Origin of the sequence: Pseudoalteromonas umbrosa (assembly GCF_030125375.1) — a bacterium.
GTDB classification, from domain to species: Bacteria; Pseudomonadota; Gammaproteobacteria; order Enterobacterales; family Alteromonadaceae; genus Pseudoalteromonas; species Pseudoalteromonas umbrosa.
This window is the reverse complement of record NZ_JASJUU010000009.1, coordinates 35786-53687: the sequence shown is the minus strand read 5'-3', so window position 1 is coordinate 53687 and position 17902 is coordinate 35786. Positions and strand designations below refer to the sequence as shown.

The window sequence follows — 17902 nt, the reverse complement described above, 5'->3', positions numbered from 1 at the left end:
TTATTGTACAATGTTTTCTTGTTTGAGCTGAGTGACGTCTGAGAAGTGAGCAAATTTTCATTGCTTCAAAGGTATTCATGTATGTTACAAAACAAGAATTCACCCACATTTGGTGATCAGCTTGAGGTCAATTTAAACACCTGTGAGCTGGTTACCAATGCCACAACTTGGCGGCACATCTGGTTTGTGCAGCGATTTTTATTGCACGGTGCTGATGTATTGATGCAAACTGCAAGTGTCACGAAACACAAGCCTCATACCCTGTTCTCATTGTTACACGCATTCGAGCACAGCAGCACACAAGCTTGGCAGTGGCTTGATAAGGCCAGTCCCTTAGTTCGCGCTTTAGTTGCCAATACACAGAGTTGGTTAGCCCAGCACCGCGCATCACAGCAGAGCCTGCTTAGCGTATGGTTACAAGAGATCCACAGGCGTTGCCTCACGCACGATCAGTCAAAGCTGCTTGCACCCGAAGTCGATGCCTTTACTAAAAGTATGGAACGCCTCTCTTTTGTTGAATTCGGCAGTGTCGATTACCACAAGGCTCTAGCAGAATTAAAACCTGCACTTGAACACCACTATGCGCATAATCGCCATCACCCAGAACACTTTTCAGGTGGGGTTATGGATATGACCTTAGTCGATTTATTCGAAATGTATTGTGATTGGTTAGCCAGTTCATTGAGAACCAAAGATGGTGATATTTATCATTCGTTTGAAGTAACGCAAAAGCGCTTCAACTTGTGTGATGAAGTAATAACTCTACTCAAAAACACTCATGAAGCGCACTATCTAGAACAATACCGCCGTGATCCGATGGAGTTTAGCTCACAATCACAGCACAGCGGAATTAAAGCTGCTCAATAATGGCGAGTTTATTCACCAGTCTGTGCAGCAGCTTCAGCATCTTTGACCGCTTGCTCTAACATTTCATCAAAATTAACTGGCGCAAGTAACATCTGCGGGAAGCCACCGTGTAACGCAAGCTCAGCAATATGATGACGAGCATAAGGATATAGTTGAGCAGGACAATGAGAGCCCAGTAGTCCAACTAATTCTTGTTCGGTGTACCCTTCAATATCGAAGATCCCCGCTTGTTCGACCGATGCCTTGAACAAGCCCTTTTCAGGATTGTCCATATCGGTCACACTGGCAATCACCTCCACCACGACTTCGTAAGTAGAATCACTGAGCTTATCTGCACGGGTCTTTAAGTCAATTTCAATGGCAGGTTTCCACTCTTCTAAGAACACCGCAGGTGTATCTTCAGTTGAAAATGTGCTGTTCTTAAAATAAATCTTCTGTAGTTCAAATTTATATTCTGTTTGTTGTTCAGACATGGTTTTACTCTTTCATAGTTTGATTGTTAAATTCATGCAGCGCACTAAGGGCTGCAACTCTGATAGCGTTTAGTTCCTCGACCATACACAGGCGTAAATCTTTGTCTTCACCTGCTAGATCAAGGGCAACTTGATGAGATGTCAGCATGGCAATTTGCTTGTCTAACTGTGCTTCTGGCTGTGCATTTGCAACATACAGCTCCACTTCTAGGGCGATGGATAACCCATAAATGGACAAGTTGGGCCGCACCGTTTCAAAGTGGGCGATTAACACTTCACGTAGCGTCATCTGGCAACTCCTCAAGCATCAGGTGTCCACGGTTATTCACACAGATCCCCAAAGCCTCGCGCTGTGCGAGTTCTTGCATCACCAGCTGCTGATATAAGGCATGGTCTTCACCAGCCATTTCTTGAATCGTCTCAATGTTATCTAGTAAGGTCCAAAGTTGCTGGATTGCACTGCGTAGCCGATTGATATTCTTTGATTTATCGACTCGCTCTGCGCCGTTTAGTGCCAGCTTTTGTTGCTGAAGGTTAGTCATCGAAATACTCTCCGTGAAAGCTCACCAACTTGTCTTCAAACTTTTGCCATAATTCAAGGTCCCAAAGATCAACCTCAAAGACTTGTGGCTCACCTGTCATCACGGCCATCGCAATGACACCGTGGCGAATGTTGGTACCATATACTTCGTTATGCGCTAATGCGTAAAACAGCAGCTGAACAAAATAATCCGTAATGTCTTCACGCTTTTTCGGTGTGCGAGCTGTTTTATAATCCAATATCACAGGCTTCCCCTGCCAGACACCAACGACATCGGTGCGACCAGCAATTCGTAGCGTCGGACTGTACAAAGGCACTTCCAATGCCCAGGTTTGTTCAAATCGTCCTTTGAGGAGCTGGCATAATTCTTTGACTGCGCGTTTAGCAAGCGGGTGCAATTTACTGGCATCTATCGCTTCGTGTCTAAGATAAGCTTCCATCGTATCATGCACCAAGGTGCCATATTCACTCGACTCGTCTAAAGTCTCTTGGGCCTGCTCAGCGCCAACCGCCTCTCGCCATTGTGCCAATGCTTGTGCTTTTTCAGGATCTTGGGTTTTGCCCAATAACGTGGTGATCGATGCAAAGCCGCCTGCTGGCGTATCATAAACACGGCCAGTGGATAAGGTGCTAGCTTGTAGCTCTGTGTAATCAATTCGTTGTACAAAAGGTGGCGGTTTAGGCAACACAAACGCACTCACTTTATTACGTGTGGAGCGTTTCAGTCGACTTCGCCTCGCACTAGTCATCACGAGTATAGTCTCAAGTCTCAAGTTATTATCAGCGCTCATATTATCCGAGCTAGATAGAATAATCCAGCTTAATTGACGCTAGAAACACAGGGATACCTTATGCCATAATTCATGCGTTTTATTTAATTGAGACCGTGAAATGCTAGACACAAACAATACAGTGCCCTTTGAGGCTGTGCCTGTCGAACAGGTCAAGCAAACCATACACGATGCGCTTGAGCTGACATGTTATATGGACGATGGATACCAAGCCTCGCAGTTTATTAAGCAACTCCCTATGGAGCAACGCTATCAAGCCTGTGACGCCATTCTTGAACACCATGAACAGATTGTCGATGAGGCGGTGAGGGAGTATGCGCGCAAGTACGTTCCTTCACAATGTGAGACGCCTGAGGGGATGGATAAAGTACTCTCTAAGTTACTTGAAGAGTTTGAATACTCTTGGCTTTTTTCGACCTATCCGCAATGCTATGTACGCTCTTCCTTTAACCCTAACTGGGAACCGCTGTACTATTTTGCGATTCAGATGTTACCCATTGAGCAAGCCGTACAACTGGGCGTATCAAGGTATGAAGAGGACGAGATCCCACAGTACAAACGAACCTATGGAGACTCAACGCTCTGTATCTTCAGTGAAAGCTTGGTTGAAGTCCCTCAGAAACACTAGAATTATTGTACAATAAAATAAACTATTAACTAAATGAGACCAATGTAATGCAAGATAAAACCCCCCGTTGCCCCCACTGCCAAAACCTGACGGTGATCGGCACAGTAGCTGGCAAAGCAGTTGCCGTATGTACTTATTGTGACAACGGTTTTGCGGTTGCTCACAGCAGTTTTGATAGCCTTATCACACTGCCTTCCCAGCAAGTCACCCGTGCGCAAATTGATCAAGCACTTGAAAAAACACTAAGTCATGTACAAGGCATTGCACAAAGCAAACAAGATGAAATCGTCACAACCGAAGCGTCTCTCAATGAGGACCCAGAACAACGTACTGAAGAAGAGCGACAAACCGCCGCTAATCTGCAAGCTCAGCGCATGATGTTTGCAGGGGTGATCCAAGGAGCGTCTTCATTTAGAGACGTATTTGGCAAAATATTAGGCCTGCCAAACACCACCTTAGCCGCTAAAACAGACTAGCCTTAATCCCTCTAAAAATCTGCCTACGGCTAAAAATCCACAATGTTCATAGGGACTTGCGGCGTAGGCATTTACTTGCATTTATCGCTTGACTAACTCTTTGTAAAAAGTAAAACTACGTGCCAACAAAGTGAGCGTACCAAACTTAGGCGCATGCTTTGACTGAATTAAATTTGATACTAAAGATAAAAAAGGAAGCGTTAAATGCTTGTACAAAAACGCGACGGTTCTACCGAACAATTTGACCTTGCCAAGATTAAACAAGTAATTGGTTGGGCAAGTCAAAACCTCCAAGTTAATCCCCTGCAACTTGAGTCAAAAATTTCTGCGATTTTTAATGATGGGGTAAAAACAGAAGCAATTCAGGAAAACCTGACGTATGCCGCACTGTCTATGACCACGGCGGAAGAGCCACATTGGTCTTATGTTGCCGGTCGTTTACTGATGATGAAGCATTGGAAAGAAACCGATGAAACCCGCCAAGGCCAAGGGTTTGCAAAATTCGTACACAGTCAGGTAGACGCGGGCTTATATGCCCCCCACATCATTGAACACTACAGCGATGAAGAACTCAATTTAGCTGGTCGTCTACTCGCTCCAGAACGCGATTTAGATTACGACTTTGCAGGTGCAGACAAACTCATCAAAGGGTATTTGGTCAAGAACGAGACACCGCAAATTGCTTATTTGATGTGTGCACTATTAATTAACTCACAAAGTAAAGAAAAGTCGCTTGAGTTTGTACAAGACCTCTACGATGGATTAAGCTTACGCCGCCTTTCTTTGGCCACGCCATTTTTACGTAATTTACGCCGCCCAGAGGGTAATCTATCGAGCTGCTTCATCATCTCAATGAACGATGATTTAGACTCGATTTTTGACAACATTAAAAACTTTGCACGTATCTCTAAAGAAGGGGGCGGATGCGGTGTATTACTGTCGAACATTCGTGCTTCAGGCTCTTGGGTTCGCGGCCGTAAAGACACATCTAAAGGCGTTATTCCCATTGCTAAACTGTTTAATGACACTGCAACCTATGTAGACCAAGGCGGCACACGTCAAGGGGCTGTGACGCTCGCGTTAGATGTATGGCATGCGGATATTCATGCATTTTTAGAGATGCAAACAGAAGTAGGCGACCAAAGAGCAAAGGCGTTTGATGTATTCCCTCAAGTTGTCACACCGGATTATTTCTGGGAAGTCGATGGCGAAAATGGCGACTGGCACCTGTTTGACCCTTATGAACTACGCACGGTATTAGACATTGATCTGGTCAATTGCTTTGGCGACGAGTTTGTCAAAAATTACAAAGAAGCCGTTAAAGCATACGAGCAAGGTAAGCTGCAAATAGTCACGGTCGTTAAAGCACGAGAGTTAATCAAAGAGATCATCAAACTACACGTAGAATCAGGGCTGCCTTATCTCTTCTACAAGTGCACAGTAAACCGCCTTAATCCCAATAAGCATACCGGCATCATCCCGTGTGGTAACTTGTGTGTAGAGTCTTACTCAAATGTGTTGGCCGATGAAGAAGCCCATACATGTAACTTGATCTCTGTAAACTTGGCAAACCAGCCAGATTTCTTCGCGCTTGAAATCTCTTGTCGCACCGCAGTACGCGCTCTGGATTACGCGATTGACCTCACCGCCACGCCGATCCGAGAGTCTAATGTCCACAACAATAAATACCGGACCATTGGGGTAGGTGCAATGGGCCTCAATGACTTCCTTGCGGCGCGCAACACCAACTATGAATCAGGCATGGACTTAATCAATGAACTATTTGAAGAGTTCGCTTATGCGTGTATTTCTGAGAGCATTAAAATCTCTGAAGAGCGCGGCGCGTTTGAAGCCTTTCAAGGTTCTATGTGGGACACCGGCGAGCGTATCGAAGAGTACGCTAAGCATGCCTCAGATCCATCGCGCTGGGAGAGCTTACAAGTGGCCATTAACAAACATGGGATCCGTAACAGCCAGATCATGGCCATTGCTCCGAACACGTCCAGTTCCATTATCCATGGCTGCGTCGCATCCATTTTACCGGTTTATTCTGCGCTATTTTACGATGAAAGCAATCACCGTGCAGTACCGATTGTCCCTCCTTATTTGCATGAAAACCCATTGGGTTACAAGGCATATAAGCACTTTTCAAAATATGTCATGAATGACATTGTGTCCACAGTACAGCGCTGGGTAGACACTGGTATTTCGTACGAAATGACGTTTGATCTCAACAACGACCAAGAAGATGCTTTCTACCGCTATCAAGCGCTCAGAGATGCGTGGAAAAAAGGCATTAAGTGTATTTATTACACCCGCAACGTTGATTTAGATTCATCGTGTACGGCATGCGCTAACTAAGCTAAGCCTCCCGCGCAACAAGGGGCACAGGCCCCTTTTTTACCACCCAAAATAAACCTAATTGAGACGGATGATATGAGCGAAACCAGCATAATCGACCAGCAGGCATTTACTAATACAAGCACGCAAATTGAGAACCCAGAATTTAAAAAAGCGCGACTATTTAACCCAGACGGCACAGACGAGCTAACCGAACGTAAATTGATTGGCGGTAATTCAACGAACCTGATCCAGTTAAACAATACCAAGTACAAATGGGCAACTAAGCTAAAAACCACCATGTATGCCAATTTCTGGATCCCGCAAAAAAACAGCCTTCAATCAGATCGCTTTGACCTGTTGACTGAGGACCAAAAAGAAACCTTTACAGGGATCTTGAGTTTCTTAATCTTTTTAGACTCAATACAAACGGCCAACGTACCAAACATCGCTGACTACATCACCGCACCTGAAGTCAAAATGTTACTGGCCATTCAAACTTTCCAAGAAGCGATCCACGCAGACTCTTACCAATATATTATTGAGTCAGTGATCCCAAGGGAATTGCGCAATGGTATTTATGATCGCTGGCGCGACGACAAAATTTTATTTGAAAGAAACAAGTTTATTGCCGGAGAGTTTCAAGCCTTCTTAGACAACCCTACTGAGCAAGGATTTAAGCGCGTGCTCATTGCCAACTACTTGCTAGAAGGTCTGTACTTTTACAATGGCTTTCAGTTTTTCTATTTGCTGGCAGCACAAGGCGCGATGACGGGCGCGTCACGCATTATCAAGCTGATCAATAAAGATGAATTGACCCATGTGACTTTATTCCGTCACATCATTTCAGAGACCTTTACAGAAGCGGATCATGATTGGGTCATTGAGATGACCAAAAAAGCCGTCGACCAAGAAGTTGCTTGGGCGCATCATATCATCGGTGACCGTATTTTAGGTATGGATAAAAAATCATGTGAGCACTACACCAAGCACTTGGCAAATCGCCGCTTAGTGGCCATAAAAATTGACCCAATTTATGAAGGCGTAGAAGAAAACCCTTACCGCCACTTAGAAGAGCGAGCTGATATGCACGGTGAAGGCAACGCCAAAGGCGGCTTCTTTACTGACAGCGCATCATATAACCAATCTAACGCCGTTGGCGGATTCGATAAGTTTTAATTTTTTCAGTCACAACCAAAGCCGAGTCATACCTCGGCTTTTTTAGTTTAGGAAACCACTGAACCATGACCAAACAATGTAGTGCAGGTGTAGGGCCTTTTGGTCCATTTAATGCTATCTCACTCGCGCCTATTAGCCATAAAGACAGAGCTGCGGCTGGTATCATCGGGCTAGAAGTTCAACCAACTTACACTGTCGCGCCGCTTGAAACCCTCTGCCAGCTGCTGACAGAGTCGCAATATGTTTGCCAATCAAATGGCGCAGAAACTGCCATTGCACGTCTACAAAAAGCGGGCAGAGCCTTTGACTTAGCGAGTAGACAATTTGGTGATCCTTGCCAAAGCACACACCAGGGCCAGCATTTAAGAGATATCGGTACACTGCTCGATAAGCTGATCGAAAACCACAATATGCACAATGACCCATATACGCACGGCATGCGAGATGGTATGCGTCTAGTCAGACAGATCCTGACAGGAATAGATGAGGACAACCTCTCGACTTTATCTTCCAAATAGCATTGAGCAAGTGCAGAGTAAAGCCTGCACTTTTTCTTTTAACGCTAGTAACCGTAGAAGCTCGCCCACTTCCCTAAAGTGCTGCTCCCCGCTTTATGTGAGCGAGATGAACGTCTTTGACCCGATGGCTTTAAGCTTTTATCCCAAAACGCCTCGTATTGGCTGAGCATCTCCAAAGCAAACAGAATATGTGTACAAAACCCAGCATGTTGCTCTGGATTCATATCGGGATAATCATGCGACTTGCTGCGCTTTGCATTGCGGCCGAAATGTGCGCCATGCGCCTTATTCGCCTGCGCAAAAGTATATTGATAATCCAGACAACCACAGTGTACTTTGATTTTAGTCGTCTTACTTAACGGCTCGACATAATACAGGTCATACAGCTGGGCTTTCGCCGCCTCTAACGCTTCAGGGCTATCGAATTTGTCCTCATTTTCAACATACCAACGGTCCAAGTCTAACTTATCATCACGCAACATATATACCGGCGTCATGCCCGCATACTTTTTATTCCCTTTATCTGTCGGCTCAACACGATACGTTTTAAGATTTGTAAAACGTAGCTTGGGGGAATGGATGGTGGCAATGTCTTTAGCGACCAGCGCATTATCTGAGCGCCCTTTAGCTTGTAACCTAAAGCTAATCGTCAACTCTTTACCGCGCTTATCTAATTTCCACTGCGGCTCTTCTAAAGACACCATATCTAGATAGTTATCTTTGGGGCTACGGAACGCATTTGCAGAGTCAATCAACTTATCAATGCTCAATGCTTCATGTAGCGGAACGTCAATGTCTCGCTGGTACACGAGCGAATGTAAAGCCTGCTCACAACTGAGCAAAGCCTGCTTTGCTGGCGTTAGATAATTCATTCGTAATCCTTATTATCTGCGCGATGTCGCTGCGGCGCGGCCAAGCGCTGTATGCCCTGCCATGACTTTGCCATCGTGACATCGAATATCCAGACCAATCGCACGCGCAGAGCGTCCACATACTTGCGGACCAGCAGGCCCATTAGCAGGTTTTAGCTTCGCAATTTTTAGGCCTTTCGGGTTTTTATCACTGGCTGGCTCATCTTTCCACCCGTCAATTCTAAAACGCTGAGGTGGCGCACTGCGGCGCAATGCATTCGGACGTTTAGACGCCACTACAGCATTCGCAGCAGAGACGAATCGCCCATTTTTACCGTGATACGGGTTGCCGACGCCATTACTCGGCGTTGGATTTTTATGTGTCGAGGCACGCTCTAACAGCTCAGTGTAACGCTCAACAATACTTATAGCTCTATCCATTTGAAGTTCCTCACATCGTCTCAAATTACTGGACTATAAACAAATTAAACCATTAAAGATTGTACAAGGCTGTAGATTATATTGTCACGCCCAATTTGAGCTACAGTTATCTCTCCACCAAACCATCTCATTGATATATGTCATAAAATGTTACTTTTTATTTGCTAAAATCGCTTGTAACTCACTACATTGCAGGAGATTATATTACGCAACGCTACACTAAAATATGATCTGTGAGAGGCATAAAAAAATAATAAACCTGTCACAAAAAACCTAAAGCTACTGAATTTATTAAAGTTTATTGTAGTTCATAGATAAATTAACGTCATATACGTGCTTGACAATCTACGTATTTGAGGCAAAATGACTGCGCGCTAACAGATAAGCGTTAAAACTTACGATGCAAATTGCACAATAGTAGCGCAATAAATATGAAATAAAGCGTTGTATATTAAATTTACTATATGATTAAAAATACTATTTATTAAGCAACGTAACACCAGTTAAACAGTGCAATGCCTGTTTATAGATGAGATATTGAGACGAAGAGAATAAAGCAAATGAAAAACATCCTAGATCAAGCCGCCAAAAAAGCCACCCTATTTCATATACGAACAACTGAAAATATCACATGGGAAAAACTTAATTCTATGGCTTATCAACCAGATACAGCACTAGATGGCAGTAATAAAAGAATGGGCTTAGTACATCCGTTGTCAACTTTAGATATTGCACCAGAAGCGGACGTATTAGAAAAATTCGATGGAGGCTTTATAGGTACATTGCGTATCGATTCTTCAGTTATCACCGCAACAGCGATAAAACAAGCTGCCGCAGTTCGTATTAAAGAAAAATCTAACCAATTGCCACCGGGTGTTAAGCTATCAAAAGAAGAGCGCGAGTCCATCACCATGGCTGTACGCATGCAATTATTAAAAGGCGCAGCTGAGGTGACTACCCATGTCCCATTTATCATTGATCTGGCCAATTCACGTTTAATTATCTTCTCAACGAAACCTGATGTACTAAACGCCATTACACTTCGTATCAATAACATGTTTTCTGCCGAGCTTGAACTACTTGAATATTCATCTTTTGCAGTGAAAGCTGACATTTTAAATATTTCAGCTAAGCTACTGGAAAAACTAAAGCTTTACCATGAATCTCACGTTGCAGATGCACAAGAGGTGACCTTTAATCACTGCCCAGATTTGAGTTTTGGAATGGGTATGAAGCTCATTTCATTAGATGATACCTCAGGCAATCATGGTAATTTCCCCTCTATTGATGTCACCGATGACAGCTTGGGTAACCTGATCACGCGCGCAACAGGTATCGAAAAACTCGGTTTATTTTTGGTACATAATACCTGTGATTTAGAATTTACTATCAACTCTAAACTGCAATTTGAAAAACTTGGCCTTGCAAGTGTGCTACTAAACGGTGTCCAATCGGACGATCAACAAGACCCAACGGGTGAAATCAGAGCAACCGCTCAGATAATCGCCGACACTGTTAATTTTATGCAGAAAAATGTAATCAATTGGCTTGGAATGTCCGAGCACATCAGATAAAATGTTACTCATACGTCTCCCTAAGTGACTGTATTGTAGACATTTAGGGATTGACTCAGTGTGAAGAGATGCACTTTAAAATAAAAAAAATTAATCGATTAAGATTTGAATATTTAAACTTAGTCAGGTTGTATCCACCCTCAAGGGTCGGGCTGATCGACATAGCAGCTCGCGTGTTATAGGGCGTAACAAAATTGAAAGATTTGAACTCTACTCAACTTAGAAAAAATGTACATGCTGCCGCATTAAGAGTTAGTAAGGTATTTCAGGGAAGTGCGGCGCTTGATGCAGCGCACTCAATTGAAAGCCGATGCGATTCTCGAGGGGCAAACGAAGTAGGTGCTGACTCATTAACGCCAGTTGATGAGCGCATACAGCAACTCTCGGCTGAGCTTGGCGAAGCATTTGGCTTTATGGGCCAATATGAAGACGAACTTGTCACAGCGCGACGCGAATTGAACGCCAAAGATGCTGAACTGGCCTCACTAAGGGCCGAGTTAGCTGAGGCGAAGGAACGCATGGGAGTCGCAACAACAAATACTATCACCACACCAAGCAATAAATTGGATAAAGACATAACCCAAAGACAACGCGAAGTGATTGCAACCTTGGATAGCTTAGTTCAAGAAGGCAACAGCTGCTTCATAAAAATCTTCGAGACATTAGAGCCAATACAACAACTATTACAAGACGGCCACTCGTTGATCATAAATAAAAACACCTCTCAAGGTGACAACATATTGAATTTATTAGAGCCTTTAATGACTTATATGGAAAACTACCAACTTAGTTTGGTCAAGGTAAATGGCAAATTAGTTACAGAATAACAGCTAAAAGGGGAAGCATAACGCTTCCCCTTTTAGCTGTTATTTCTTCATATCTCACACGAAACCAACTTCAAATCGACTCACTCTCATATTGAGAAAAATTTAAAAAACACCAGTATCTACCACAGTAAGAATATATATCCTTAATAATCACGCTTTAATCCAAACCTAATTTAATCTTAAACATTGATTTTAATAAAAATTTATCCATTTAATAGTAATTTTAAAGATCAAAAAAAGTTTCATTTCTATAAATAACGAAACTTTTTGTGATCCTTTTCATCTATTCATGATCTATTTATCTGCCTAAATTAAGATATCAGATCAAAAAACATCGAAACAAAAATCAATGCACAAAGAATTTAAGTGAAAATATTAAAGTAAAGTGGCTGCTAGCAAACTTATTTAACAAAAAAATTCACTATACAATGATATTAAAAGAAAGGTATACCGTTCAGAAGATGGGTAACTTAAAATAATAAGCACAATACCTTTGATCCCACTGTAATCATACACGTGTCAGGTTGTACAATAAAAATTTGTGTTGTTCAAATTAAGTCCGATACTAAAAGCCTCTCCGAGAGAGGCTCATATTCAAGCAGTCAAATTTACTGTGCAATCAGTTGTACTTTATAAGGTTTTACCGTACCTGATCCAATATAATTACAAAAGACGAGGTTTTTATCATGTGCCGTTCGCTCTTCTTGTCTGGCATTGCAGGCCGGTGAAATAAACACATTTGTTGGAGAGCGCCCTAGATAAATAACTTCTAATTCATTATTCTCAGTTAGTTTCCACGCACAAGCCGAACTTAGTGATACTGGCAACTCCACTCTAAAAGCACACAATAAGTCATTAGTGCGCGAAAAATCGATATATAGCGTGCTGTCAGCAATACGATAATAAAATGCGTCATCGGCGTGCTTCACTTGTTCCAGCACAAGTACCGTCGCATCGGCTTCACTCACATGGGATACAAAAGGATCTAGGTTATTATGCCCTGTCACCTTTAAATACCCACAGTCCTCACCATCTTCAGTAGCTAGCTTAATTTTTACTTTGGCGTTTGCATGTAACATCATTATATTCTTTTTGAGTTTTCAGTACTGAATTCCAGCTTAGTAAGCAAGGTGTTGAAAAGATATTACATTTCATTACAAGGCAATGCTCTTAACTGCTTATTATATATAAAGATATGCTTTTAAAGTGGGATATATCCACTAAGAAATGAACGGGGAAATGTGCGCTAAAAAATAAAAAAGCGTATCAACGGATACGCTTAATAATGTAATGGATTTGTACAGTGTATTTTAGTTTGTCGACTGGGCGTTGAGTTCTTCCATCGATTTCCCATCCATCACTTTGTCCCACAAAGCAATATGGATAAAGATCGTTTTGATCTTTTCAAATACCTTGCTGTCTTCTGGCAACTGAGTACGTACGCGAGTAATTAAATCTTGTAACGCCGCAACACCTTCATCAGTGAAACGAATAGGTAACGACACACTTTCACCGCTGATCAGTTTGGTATCTTCGGCTAAAATCGCAACTCCTTTATTGACATTGTCGACCAGTTTCATCTCATCCGCGGTCATATCTTGGTTGCCCTCATCATCGAGTAATGGCAGCTCCAAGCGTGATACTACATGACGTTCACGCAAGCGCACCACGGCATCACTCACATACTTGTTACGGCTGATCTTAGGTTGCTCATCCGCGACTGCATCAGTCAGCAAGGTATGTAGTTTTTTCGGTATTCTCACTGTCAATCGGCGGCTGATTGCTTCTGACTTAGGGCTTTGCTGAGCCAGCAAATGTTTACGGCTTCGGCTACGCTTGACCATTATTTAGCGCTCCCATCAGTATTATGTTCTTTAATAAATTCTTGTATGACGTTAAGTGGATTACTAGTCGCTGCTAAGCGGTCAATTAACATGCTCGTCTCATGTGAGCTATTGGTTAATATACCGGCTTCACTTTCCATCGACTCCCAAGCACTGATTAAGCTTTCACGGTAGCGGATCAATTTCTCGTCGCCCAAAGCTTCTCCTCGCTCTGCATTTAAACGATGTAACATCGCCGCATCTTCAGTTGTTACTTTGCCCTTTACTGCCACAACCATACACATCATTTGTAAAAATGAATACTGCCTTGATGGCTCTGCATTTTTACCTTTGGTCACGGTCATTGCGTAAGTACCCAGTTTTTGCTGAGATTCTTTGGCCATTTTTTGTGTCACAACCTTAGAGTGTTTTTCAGGACTCAACTGAACCTCACCCTGGGGCTTAGCACCGTTGAGTAATTCTAAAGCATCTAGGGCTTTTTCTTTTAAAATCTCTGGAATATCCGTCATGCTAAAGTTCACATCATCCGCTTTTGCAGCTGAGGCATAGACAAAAGCAGGGGTGATATCGCAGCCTAATTCACTGGCAGCGGTCGTTAATTTAGCACGTAATTCATCCAGTTTTTTGACACTGGCTGACGCTACTTTGCAGATCCGAATAAAAGTGGCCGCTTGTGGGTGCGTCGCTATATTCACATAGCGTCTGGCGTTGCGAGAAACTACACGACTCTCGGTATCTCCACCTGCACTGGCAAGCGCTGGCGCATATAAACGAACCAGCTCAGCAACGGAGCACTTCTCAACCGCCTCTAAACCGTCACGCTTAATATGCGCGTGATAAAGCTTTCGCACACCATCAATAATTTGATCCGCATCAGGCTTTTTAGATTGGGTGTTTTCCGCTAATCGCAGCTCCTCACGGCTATAATTCACTTCAGCCGATGGCTCAATCGCCGTGCTGTCTTCGGTAAATTGTAATACTGCACGCTTGCGACCAAACATGTAGTGTGAGCGCAGACGCTTTTCACCAGAAACTAACTCTACGCGTTCTGGTTGACCAGTTTTTTGATCATAAACCAAGTAACCCAAAGGCGGGTGGATCTGACCTTTTTTCTGAATACTGTAACCAATGTCAAAAACATCAATCAAAGTGGTGCGCATCACACGTGCACTTTGGTCATCCAGTTCATCATTATCTGTCATTTCAATGATGATATCTGACCAAACCTGATCCACATATTCAACGCCCGATAATTCCTCCCAGTTATTTGGTAAGGGAGGCAGTACCTGTAAGTAACGCTCAAATGAAATACCAAAATCACGGTGATTATCTAAGCTGCTATAGACTTCATTGACATTCACTTCAATGAACATAGCTGACTTACTCTTGGCCAGTATCTGGTGCAACTCATTCACATTGTCTACTGACAAAGTACCCGTGTTGCTGCCACTGACGGCGGCTGGCTCGGTTTCAAGCAAAGGCGTCGCTGGTGTTTTCAGTAACTCAGTAGTCTGCTCTACAACCTCTGGCGTTTCAACTTCTGTCGATGGCGCTTGTTCAACATGAGCGGTTGCAGGTGTTGGCACGTCTGCTTGTATAGGATTCGCAGCGACCTCAACAGGCTTTTGCTCCTCTGGAACTGAAGCTGAAGCAGCTTCGGATGTCTTATCTTGTGTTTCAACAGAGGTCGGTTCAGGTGCAACAGACGCAGGTTCAGCAGGTGCTTGCTCAATAGGGGTGCTTTCGCTACTTTGCTTTTGCTGCTGCGCAAACAACTCTCCGAGGTTCCCCATGGAGTTCGATAACTCTTGCGCCGCCTTACCCGCTGCGCCTTGCAGTGGCTTCATTTGGCCTTTTAAAGCCGCCTTTCTGCTGAGTTTTTTTTGTCGTGTTTTATCACTCATGGGAAGTCCTTATGCGTTCGCCTTTTTCTTACCTTTAGCTGCGCCAGACGTTGCAGTTGACTTGGTCGTTACAAATGGGTCTTTTGGCAGTGGTTCGCCTAAAATTTTGTCATGTAAATGGTTCATCACACGAACCAATCTATCACGGGTTGATTTATCCGCTTTGGTCGTACGGGTCGGCAATACCAATTTACGAATATCTTTAATGTACTCTTTTTCAGCGACGATACGCTCATCATCGCTCAGCTGTAACATATGTTCTTCATCATAAGGCGGTAACGGTGTGTTACGACGCTTATCAATGATGTTAGCACGCGGAAACTCATGGCTTTCAGGAAGCGCGCCTAAAAACTGGTTGTTCCAAACTACATTTTCTAACCACGTACGCTGCTCGTTCGTCAAACGATTGCTGCTCAATGGATTAATAATGGTTGTCATGGTGCGTGGGCGCTCGTCAGAGTTTTGAGCCCCGAAGCATGAATACGCAACTGCTGACGCCGCTGACAATGTATCGTTTGATGGTTGTACTGGGACGATCATGTGATCACACAACTGGTAGAGTGCTTCATGTAATTCACTGTCCAGAGGCGGCGCATCAAAAATGATCGCATCATAGTTTGTCAGCGCACCGGAACTGTATAACCAATTTGCCCAACTTGCATACAAGGCGCGTGCATTGTAGTTTTCAGCATGAGTTTGAATGTGTTTTAAGCGCTCACCGTCTGCTGGCAAAACATCAACGCAACCACCTAGCGGGTTAAGCTCGGTTAGGCACTCAATCTCGCCATCAATAAAGGTTCCGTACGGCAGCACAGGTTTACCATCTTGCTCCATCACTTCCGCAGAGGAACTGCGCGCTGCGAACTGATCACCTTCTTCGTAATCTGGGTGGATGGGCGGAACCAACAACTCATTTGGACGCACACCTGTCTCTGAGAAAGCATGGCTAGTTTGACCTGTCATGCGCTCAGTCAAACCATAAGCCGTCGATAAGTTAGCTTGACGATCGACATCAATCAGTAACACACGTTTGCCAGCTAATAACGCAAAGCCTTCGCCTATATTGAGCGTGAGCGTTGTTTTACCTGTTCCCCCTTTACGATTCGAGAGCATGCAGATGGCAGCACGGTTTTCTCGTTCGACCAAAACCTTGTGGATCTCGGCGGGTAAAAAGCGCTTTGCGAAATTAGTCATGTGTTAGCTTCCCATAGAGAATTATTCTTATAAGTACAGCTAGTTGAGCAGGTCAATTAGCTTGCACCGCAGTGATTTTCATACTAGTGCATACATTAAGCACTTGCAAGTATTAACCACAAGTTATGACCAATTATTTTGACAATAAACAATGACCACCAAAAGTGCGTGCAGACTAAGCCCTTTATTTATAAGGCTTTTAGGGTTTTTAGCTGGAGTAAATTCGGGTAATATTAAATTAGAAATAAGCAGTTTAAATAACACGATACAATGAAAACACAGACATTGGCGGAATTTGATTTTGGTAAATCAAAACCTCGCTCACACACCCGCGAATACCGAAGTTGGTATTATTTAAAACGCAAAGCACAGCGCCAAAGTATACCTTTTCAAAAATCATGGCGCGAGGATTACGAACAATTCAAAGCCGATGTTGGAGAGCCCCCCAAGCCAACAGGTTATCAACTGGTGTTACGCCAACCTGAACAAGGTTATATTTGGTCAAATGTATTTTGGATATCCAACAAGCGAGTAAACAGTCACAAACCGCTTGTATGGCTAAAATACAAACGTCAATTTCATGAAGTCAGTCAATTGGCAGAATCTTTTGGCGTCACATTATCTGCCTTTGAACGGTGGCGTGGGCAAGGGTGGTCAGTCAGGAAAATTGAGGCCCACGCAAAAAAATTATATGAACAAAAACAGCATAATCAGTGGGCATTGCGTCGTGCTGGCCAAACGAAACCTAACCCTAATGTATAAGTCTGATTCCAATTTAAGTGAATTTCGTTGTACAATTCAATTATGAGACGAACAACTCCCGTTCTGTGACCTGAGTAAGCTAGGATAAGCTTTATGTTGACTGTGTTTCATGTGGCCTGCGCCGCATAACGTTAACATCAAAGAGAGGTCACTATGACACAATCTTACCCATCGGTCTTTGAACAGGTATTTGAAGTACTCCTTGAATTTGAAGGCTATATGAGTGATGACAAACACGATGCAGGAGGTCTAACAAAGTACGGAATTTCGCAACGCGCTTATCCGTCACTGGACATTGCCAACCTGACCATCGACGATGCCAAACGCATCTATTACACAGACTATTTTTTAAAGGCTAAATGTGACCAGCTGCCCACAGAGTTGGCCTGCCACGTATTTGATACCGCAGTAAATATGGGGGTTTCACGGGCAATCCGCTTTATGCAAAGAGCCATTAAAACCACTGCGGATGGCATTTTTGGTAAAGGCTCTCGCGCCGCATTACAGCAGGCTTTGTCAAATAGGGGCGAAACCAATATTGCACTAGATTACCTGTCTTATCGTTCTGTCTTTTACAGCCGAATTGTACAACGCAATCAAACTCAACAAAAATATCTTCGCGGTTGGCTACGCCGTACATACCGCTTACAACAATTCATCTTGTCTGATAGACAGAAATAAATGGACGACTT

Annotated in this window: 20 protein-coding genes; 10 read left to right on the top strand and 10 right to left on the bottom strand. The window is 43.5% G+C overall.

Annotated elements, in window-relative coordinates; genetic code table 11:
- The first annotated feature begins 81 nt into the window (after positions 1-81).
- Positions 82-867, top strand: coding sequence for a DUF5662 family protein (locus tag QNM16_RS23300; protein ID WP_284022635.1), 786 nt, complete (start codon positions 82-84; stop codon positions 865-867).
- Between the two features lie 8 nt (positions 868-875).
- On the opposite strand, the gene secB is transcribed toward QNM16_RS23300, so the two are convergent.
- The 4 genes from secB to QNM16_RS23280 are packed head-to-tail and all read right to left on the bottom strand — an operon-like array spanning position 876 to position 2672.
- Positions 876-1340, bottom strand: a complete 465-nt coding sequence (secB, locus tag QNM16_RS23295; protein WP_284022634.1) for a protein-export chaperone SecB — start codon at positions 1338-1340, stop codon at positions 876-878.
- A 4-nt stretch (positions 1341-1344) separates the two neighbouring features.
- Positions 1345-1629, bottom strand: coding sequence for a hypothetical protein (locus QNM16_RS23290; protein ID WP_284022633.1), 285 nt, complete (start codon positions 1627-1629; stop codon positions 1345-1347).
- On the bottom strand, positions 1616-1882 hold the full coding sequence (locus tag QNM16_RS23285; protein WP_284022632.1) for a hypothetical protein: 267 nt from the start codon (positions 1880-1882) through the stop codon (positions 1616-1618). The genes QNM16_RS23290 and QNM16_RS23285 overlap by 14 nt, the downstream gene beginning before the upstream one ends.
- Positions 1875-2672, bottom strand: coding sequence for a PD-(D/E)XK nuclease family protein (locus QNM16_RS23280; RefSeq protein WP_284022631.1), 798 nt, complete (start codon positions 2670-2672; stop codon positions 1875-1877). The genes QNM16_RS23285 and QNM16_RS23280 overlap by 8 nt, the downstream gene beginning before the upstream one ends.
- A 100-nt stretch (positions 2673-2772) precedes the next feature.
- Between QNM16_RS23280 and QNM16_RS23275 the strand changes: the two genes are divergently transcribed.
- The 5 genes from QNM16_RS23275 to QNM16_RS23255 all read left to right on the top strand — a co-directional run bounded on the left by QNM16_RS23275 (position 2773) and on the right by QNM16_RS23255 (position 7813).
- On the top strand, positions 2773-3300 hold the full coding sequence (locus QNM16_RS23275; protein WP_284022630.1) for a hypothetical protein: 528 nt from the start codon (positions 2773-2775) through the stop codon (positions 3298-3300).
- Between the two features lie 47 nt (positions 3301-3347).
- Positions 3348-3776, top strand: a complete 429-nt coding sequence (locus QNM16_RS23270; protein WP_284022629.1) for a hypothetical protein — start codon at positions 3348-3350, stop codon at positions 3774-3776.
- A 204-nt stretch (positions 3777-3980) separates the two neighbouring features.
- Positions 3981-6137: a ribonucleoside-diphosphate reductase subunit alpha gene (locus tag QNM16_RS23265; RefSeq protein WP_284022628.1), complete on the top strand. Its 2157-nt coding sequence runs from the start codon at positions 3981-3983 to the stop codon at positions 6135-6137.
- Positions 6138-6212: 75 nt separating this feature from the next.
- A complete protein-coding gene (locus tag QNM16_RS23260; protein WP_284022627.1) occupies positions 6213-7295 on the top strand; it encodes a ribonucleotide-diphosphate reductase subunit beta in 1083 nt (360 codons plus the stop codon).
- Positions 7296-7360: 65 nt separating this feature from the next.
- Positions 7361-7813 (top strand): hypothetical protein, encoded by a 453-nt coding sequence (locus tag QNM16_RS23255; protein WP_284022626.1) that lies wholly within the window; start codon positions 7361-7363, stop codon positions 7811-7813.
- A 44-nt stretch (positions 7814-7857) separates the two neighbouring features.
- On the opposite strand, the gene QNM16_RS23250 is transcribed toward QNM16_RS23255, so the two are convergent.
- Positions 7858-8685, bottom strand: a complete 828-nt coding sequence (locus tag QNM16_RS23250; RefSeq protein WP_284022625.1) for a hypothetical protein — start codon at positions 8683-8685, stop codon at positions 7858-7860.
- A 12-nt stretch (positions 8686-8697) separates the two neighbouring features.
- Positions 8698-9105: a hypothetical protein gene (locus QNM16_RS23245; protein WP_284022624.1), complete on the bottom strand. Its 408-nt coding sequence runs from the start codon at positions 9103-9105 to the stop codon at positions 8698-8700.
- Between the two features lie 560 nt (positions 9106-9665).
- Here QNM16_RS23245 and QNM16_RS23240 point away from each other — a divergent pair.
- Together QNM16_RS23240 and QNM16_RS23235 are read left to right on the top strand one after the other, a co-directional pair.
- Complete coding sequence (locus QNM16_RS23240; RefSeq protein ID WP_284022623.1) at positions 9666-10679, top strand: hypothetical protein; 1014 nt, start codon at positions 9666-9668, stop codon at positions 10677-10679.
- Positions 10680-10873: 194 nt separating this feature from the next.
- Entirely contained in the window at positions 10874-11506 is a 633-nt protein-coding gene (locus QNM16_RS23235) for a hypothetical protein (RefSeq protein ID WP_284022622.1), read from the top strand.
- A 608-nt stretch (positions 11507-12114) separates the two neighbouring features.
- Here the strand turns inward: QNM16_RS23235 and QNM16_RS23230 are convergent.
- From QNM16_RS23230 to QNM16_RS23215, 4 genes are all read right to left on the bottom strand, one after another.
- On the bottom strand, positions 12115-12588 hold the full coding sequence (locus QNM16_RS23230) for a hypothetical protein (RefSeq protein ID WP_284022621.1): 474 nt from the start codon (positions 12586-12588) through the stop codon (positions 12115-12117).
- A 228-nt stretch (positions 12589-12816) separates the two neighbouring features.
- Positions 12817-13350: a hypothetical protein gene (locus QNM16_RS23225; protein ID WP_284022620.1), complete on the bottom strand. Its 534-nt coding sequence runs from the start codon at positions 13348-13350 to the stop codon at positions 12817-12819.
- Positions 13350-15254 (bottom strand): hypothetical protein, encoded by a 1905-nt coding sequence (locus QNM16_RS23220; protein ID WP_284022619.1) that lies wholly within the window; start codon positions 15252-15254, stop codon positions 13350-13352. Before QNM16_RS23220 ends, QNM16_RS23225 begins: the two co-directional genes overlap by 1 nt.
- A 9-nt stretch (positions 15255-15263) precedes the next feature.
- On the bottom strand, positions 15264-16448 hold the full coding sequence (locus QNM16_RS23215) for a ParA family protein (protein ID WP_284022618.1): 1185 nt from the start codon (positions 16446-16448) through the stop codon (positions 15264-15266).
- A gap of 270 nt (positions 16449-16718) precedes the next feature.
- On the opposite strand from QNM16_RS23215, the gene QNM16_RS23210 reads away from it, so the two are divergent.
- Positions 16719-17210 (top strand): hypothetical protein, encoded by a 492-nt coding sequence (locus QNM16_RS23210; RefSeq protein WP_284022617.1) that lies wholly within the window; start codon positions 16719-16721, stop codon positions 17208-17210.
- Between the two features lie 153 nt (positions 17211-17363).
- Complete coding sequence (locus QNM16_RS23205; protein ID WP_284022616.1) at positions 17364-17891, top strand: glycoside hydrolase family 108 protein; 528 nt, start codon at positions 17364-17366, stop codon at positions 17889-17891.
- Positions 17892-17902 lie beyond the last annotated feature (11 nt).

Coding starts and splice junctions, on each gene's coding strand:
- QNM16_RS23285 (WP_284022632.1), bottom strand. CDS start 1,882: ATGACTAACCTTCAGCAACAAAAGCTGGCACTAAACGGCGCAGAGCGA.
- QNM16_RS23225 (WP_284022620.1), bottom strand. CDS start 13,350: ATGGTCAAGCGTAGCCGAAGCCGTAAACATTTGCTGGCTCAGCAAAGC.
- QNM16_RS23260 (WP_284022627.1), top strand. CDS start 6,213: ATGAGCGAAACCAGCATAATCGACCAGCAGGCATTTACTAATACAAGC.
- QNM16_RS23230 (WP_284022621.1), bottom strand. CDS start 12,588: ATGATGTTACATGCAAACGCCAAAGTAAAAATTAAGCTAGCTACTGAA.
- QNM16_RS23290 (WP_284022633.1), bottom strand. CDS start 1,629: ATGACGCTACGTGAAGTGTTAATCGCCCACTTTGAAACGGTGCGGCCC.
- QNM16_RS23240 (WP_284022623.1), top strand. CDS start 9,666: ATGAAAAACATCCTAGATCAAGCCGCCAAAAAAGCCACCCTATTTCAT.
- QNM16_RS23280 (WP_284022631.1), bottom strand. CDS start 2,672: ATGAGCGCTGATAATAACTTGAGACTTGAGACTATACTCGTGATGACT.
- QNM16_RS23215 (WP_284022618.1), bottom strand. CDS start 16,448: ATGACTAATTTCGCAAAGCGCTTTTTACCCGCCGAGATCCACAAGGTT.
- QNM16_RS23300 (WP_284022635.1), top strand. CDS start 82: ATGTTACAAAACAAGAATTCACCCACATTTGGTGATCAGCTTGAGGTC.
- QNM16_RS23270 (WP_284022629.1), top strand. CDS start 3,348: ATGCAAGATAAAACCCCCCGTTGCCCCCACTGCCAAAACCTGACGGTG.
- QNM16_RS23210 (WP_284022617.1), top strand. CDS start 16,719: ATGAAAACACAGACATTGGCGGAATTTGATTTTGGTAAATCAAAACCT.
- QNM16_RS23275 (WP_284022630.1), top strand. CDS start 2,773: ATGCTAGACACAAACAATACAGTGCCCTTTGAGGCTGTGCCTGTCGAA.
- QNM16_RS23220 (WP_284022619.1), bottom strand. CDS start 15,254: ATGAGTGATAAAACACGACAAAAAAAACTCAGCAGAAAGGCGGCTTTA.
- QNM16_RS23205 (WP_284022616.1), top strand. CDS start 17,364: ATGACACAATCTTACCCATCGGTCTTTGAACAGGTATTTGAAGTACTC.
- QNM16_RS23245 (WP_284022624.1), bottom strand. CDS start 9,105: ATGGATAGAGCTATAAGTATTGTTGAGCGTTACACTGAGCTGTTAGAG.
- secB (WP_284022634.1), bottom strand. CDS start 1,340: ATGTCTGAACAACAAACAGAATATAAATTTGAACTACAGAAGATTTAT.
- QNM16_RS23265 (WP_284022628.1), top strand. CDS start 3,981: ATGCTTGTACAAAAACGCGACGGTTCTACCGAACAATTTGACCTTGCC.
- QNM16_RS23255 (WP_284022626.1), top strand. CDS start 7,361: ATGACCAAACAATGTAGTGCAGGTGTAGGGCCTTTTGGTCCATTTAAT.
- QNM16_RS23250 (WP_284022625.1), bottom strand. CDS start 8,685: ATGAATTATCTAACGCCAGCAAAGCAGGCTTTGCTCAGTTGTGAGCAG.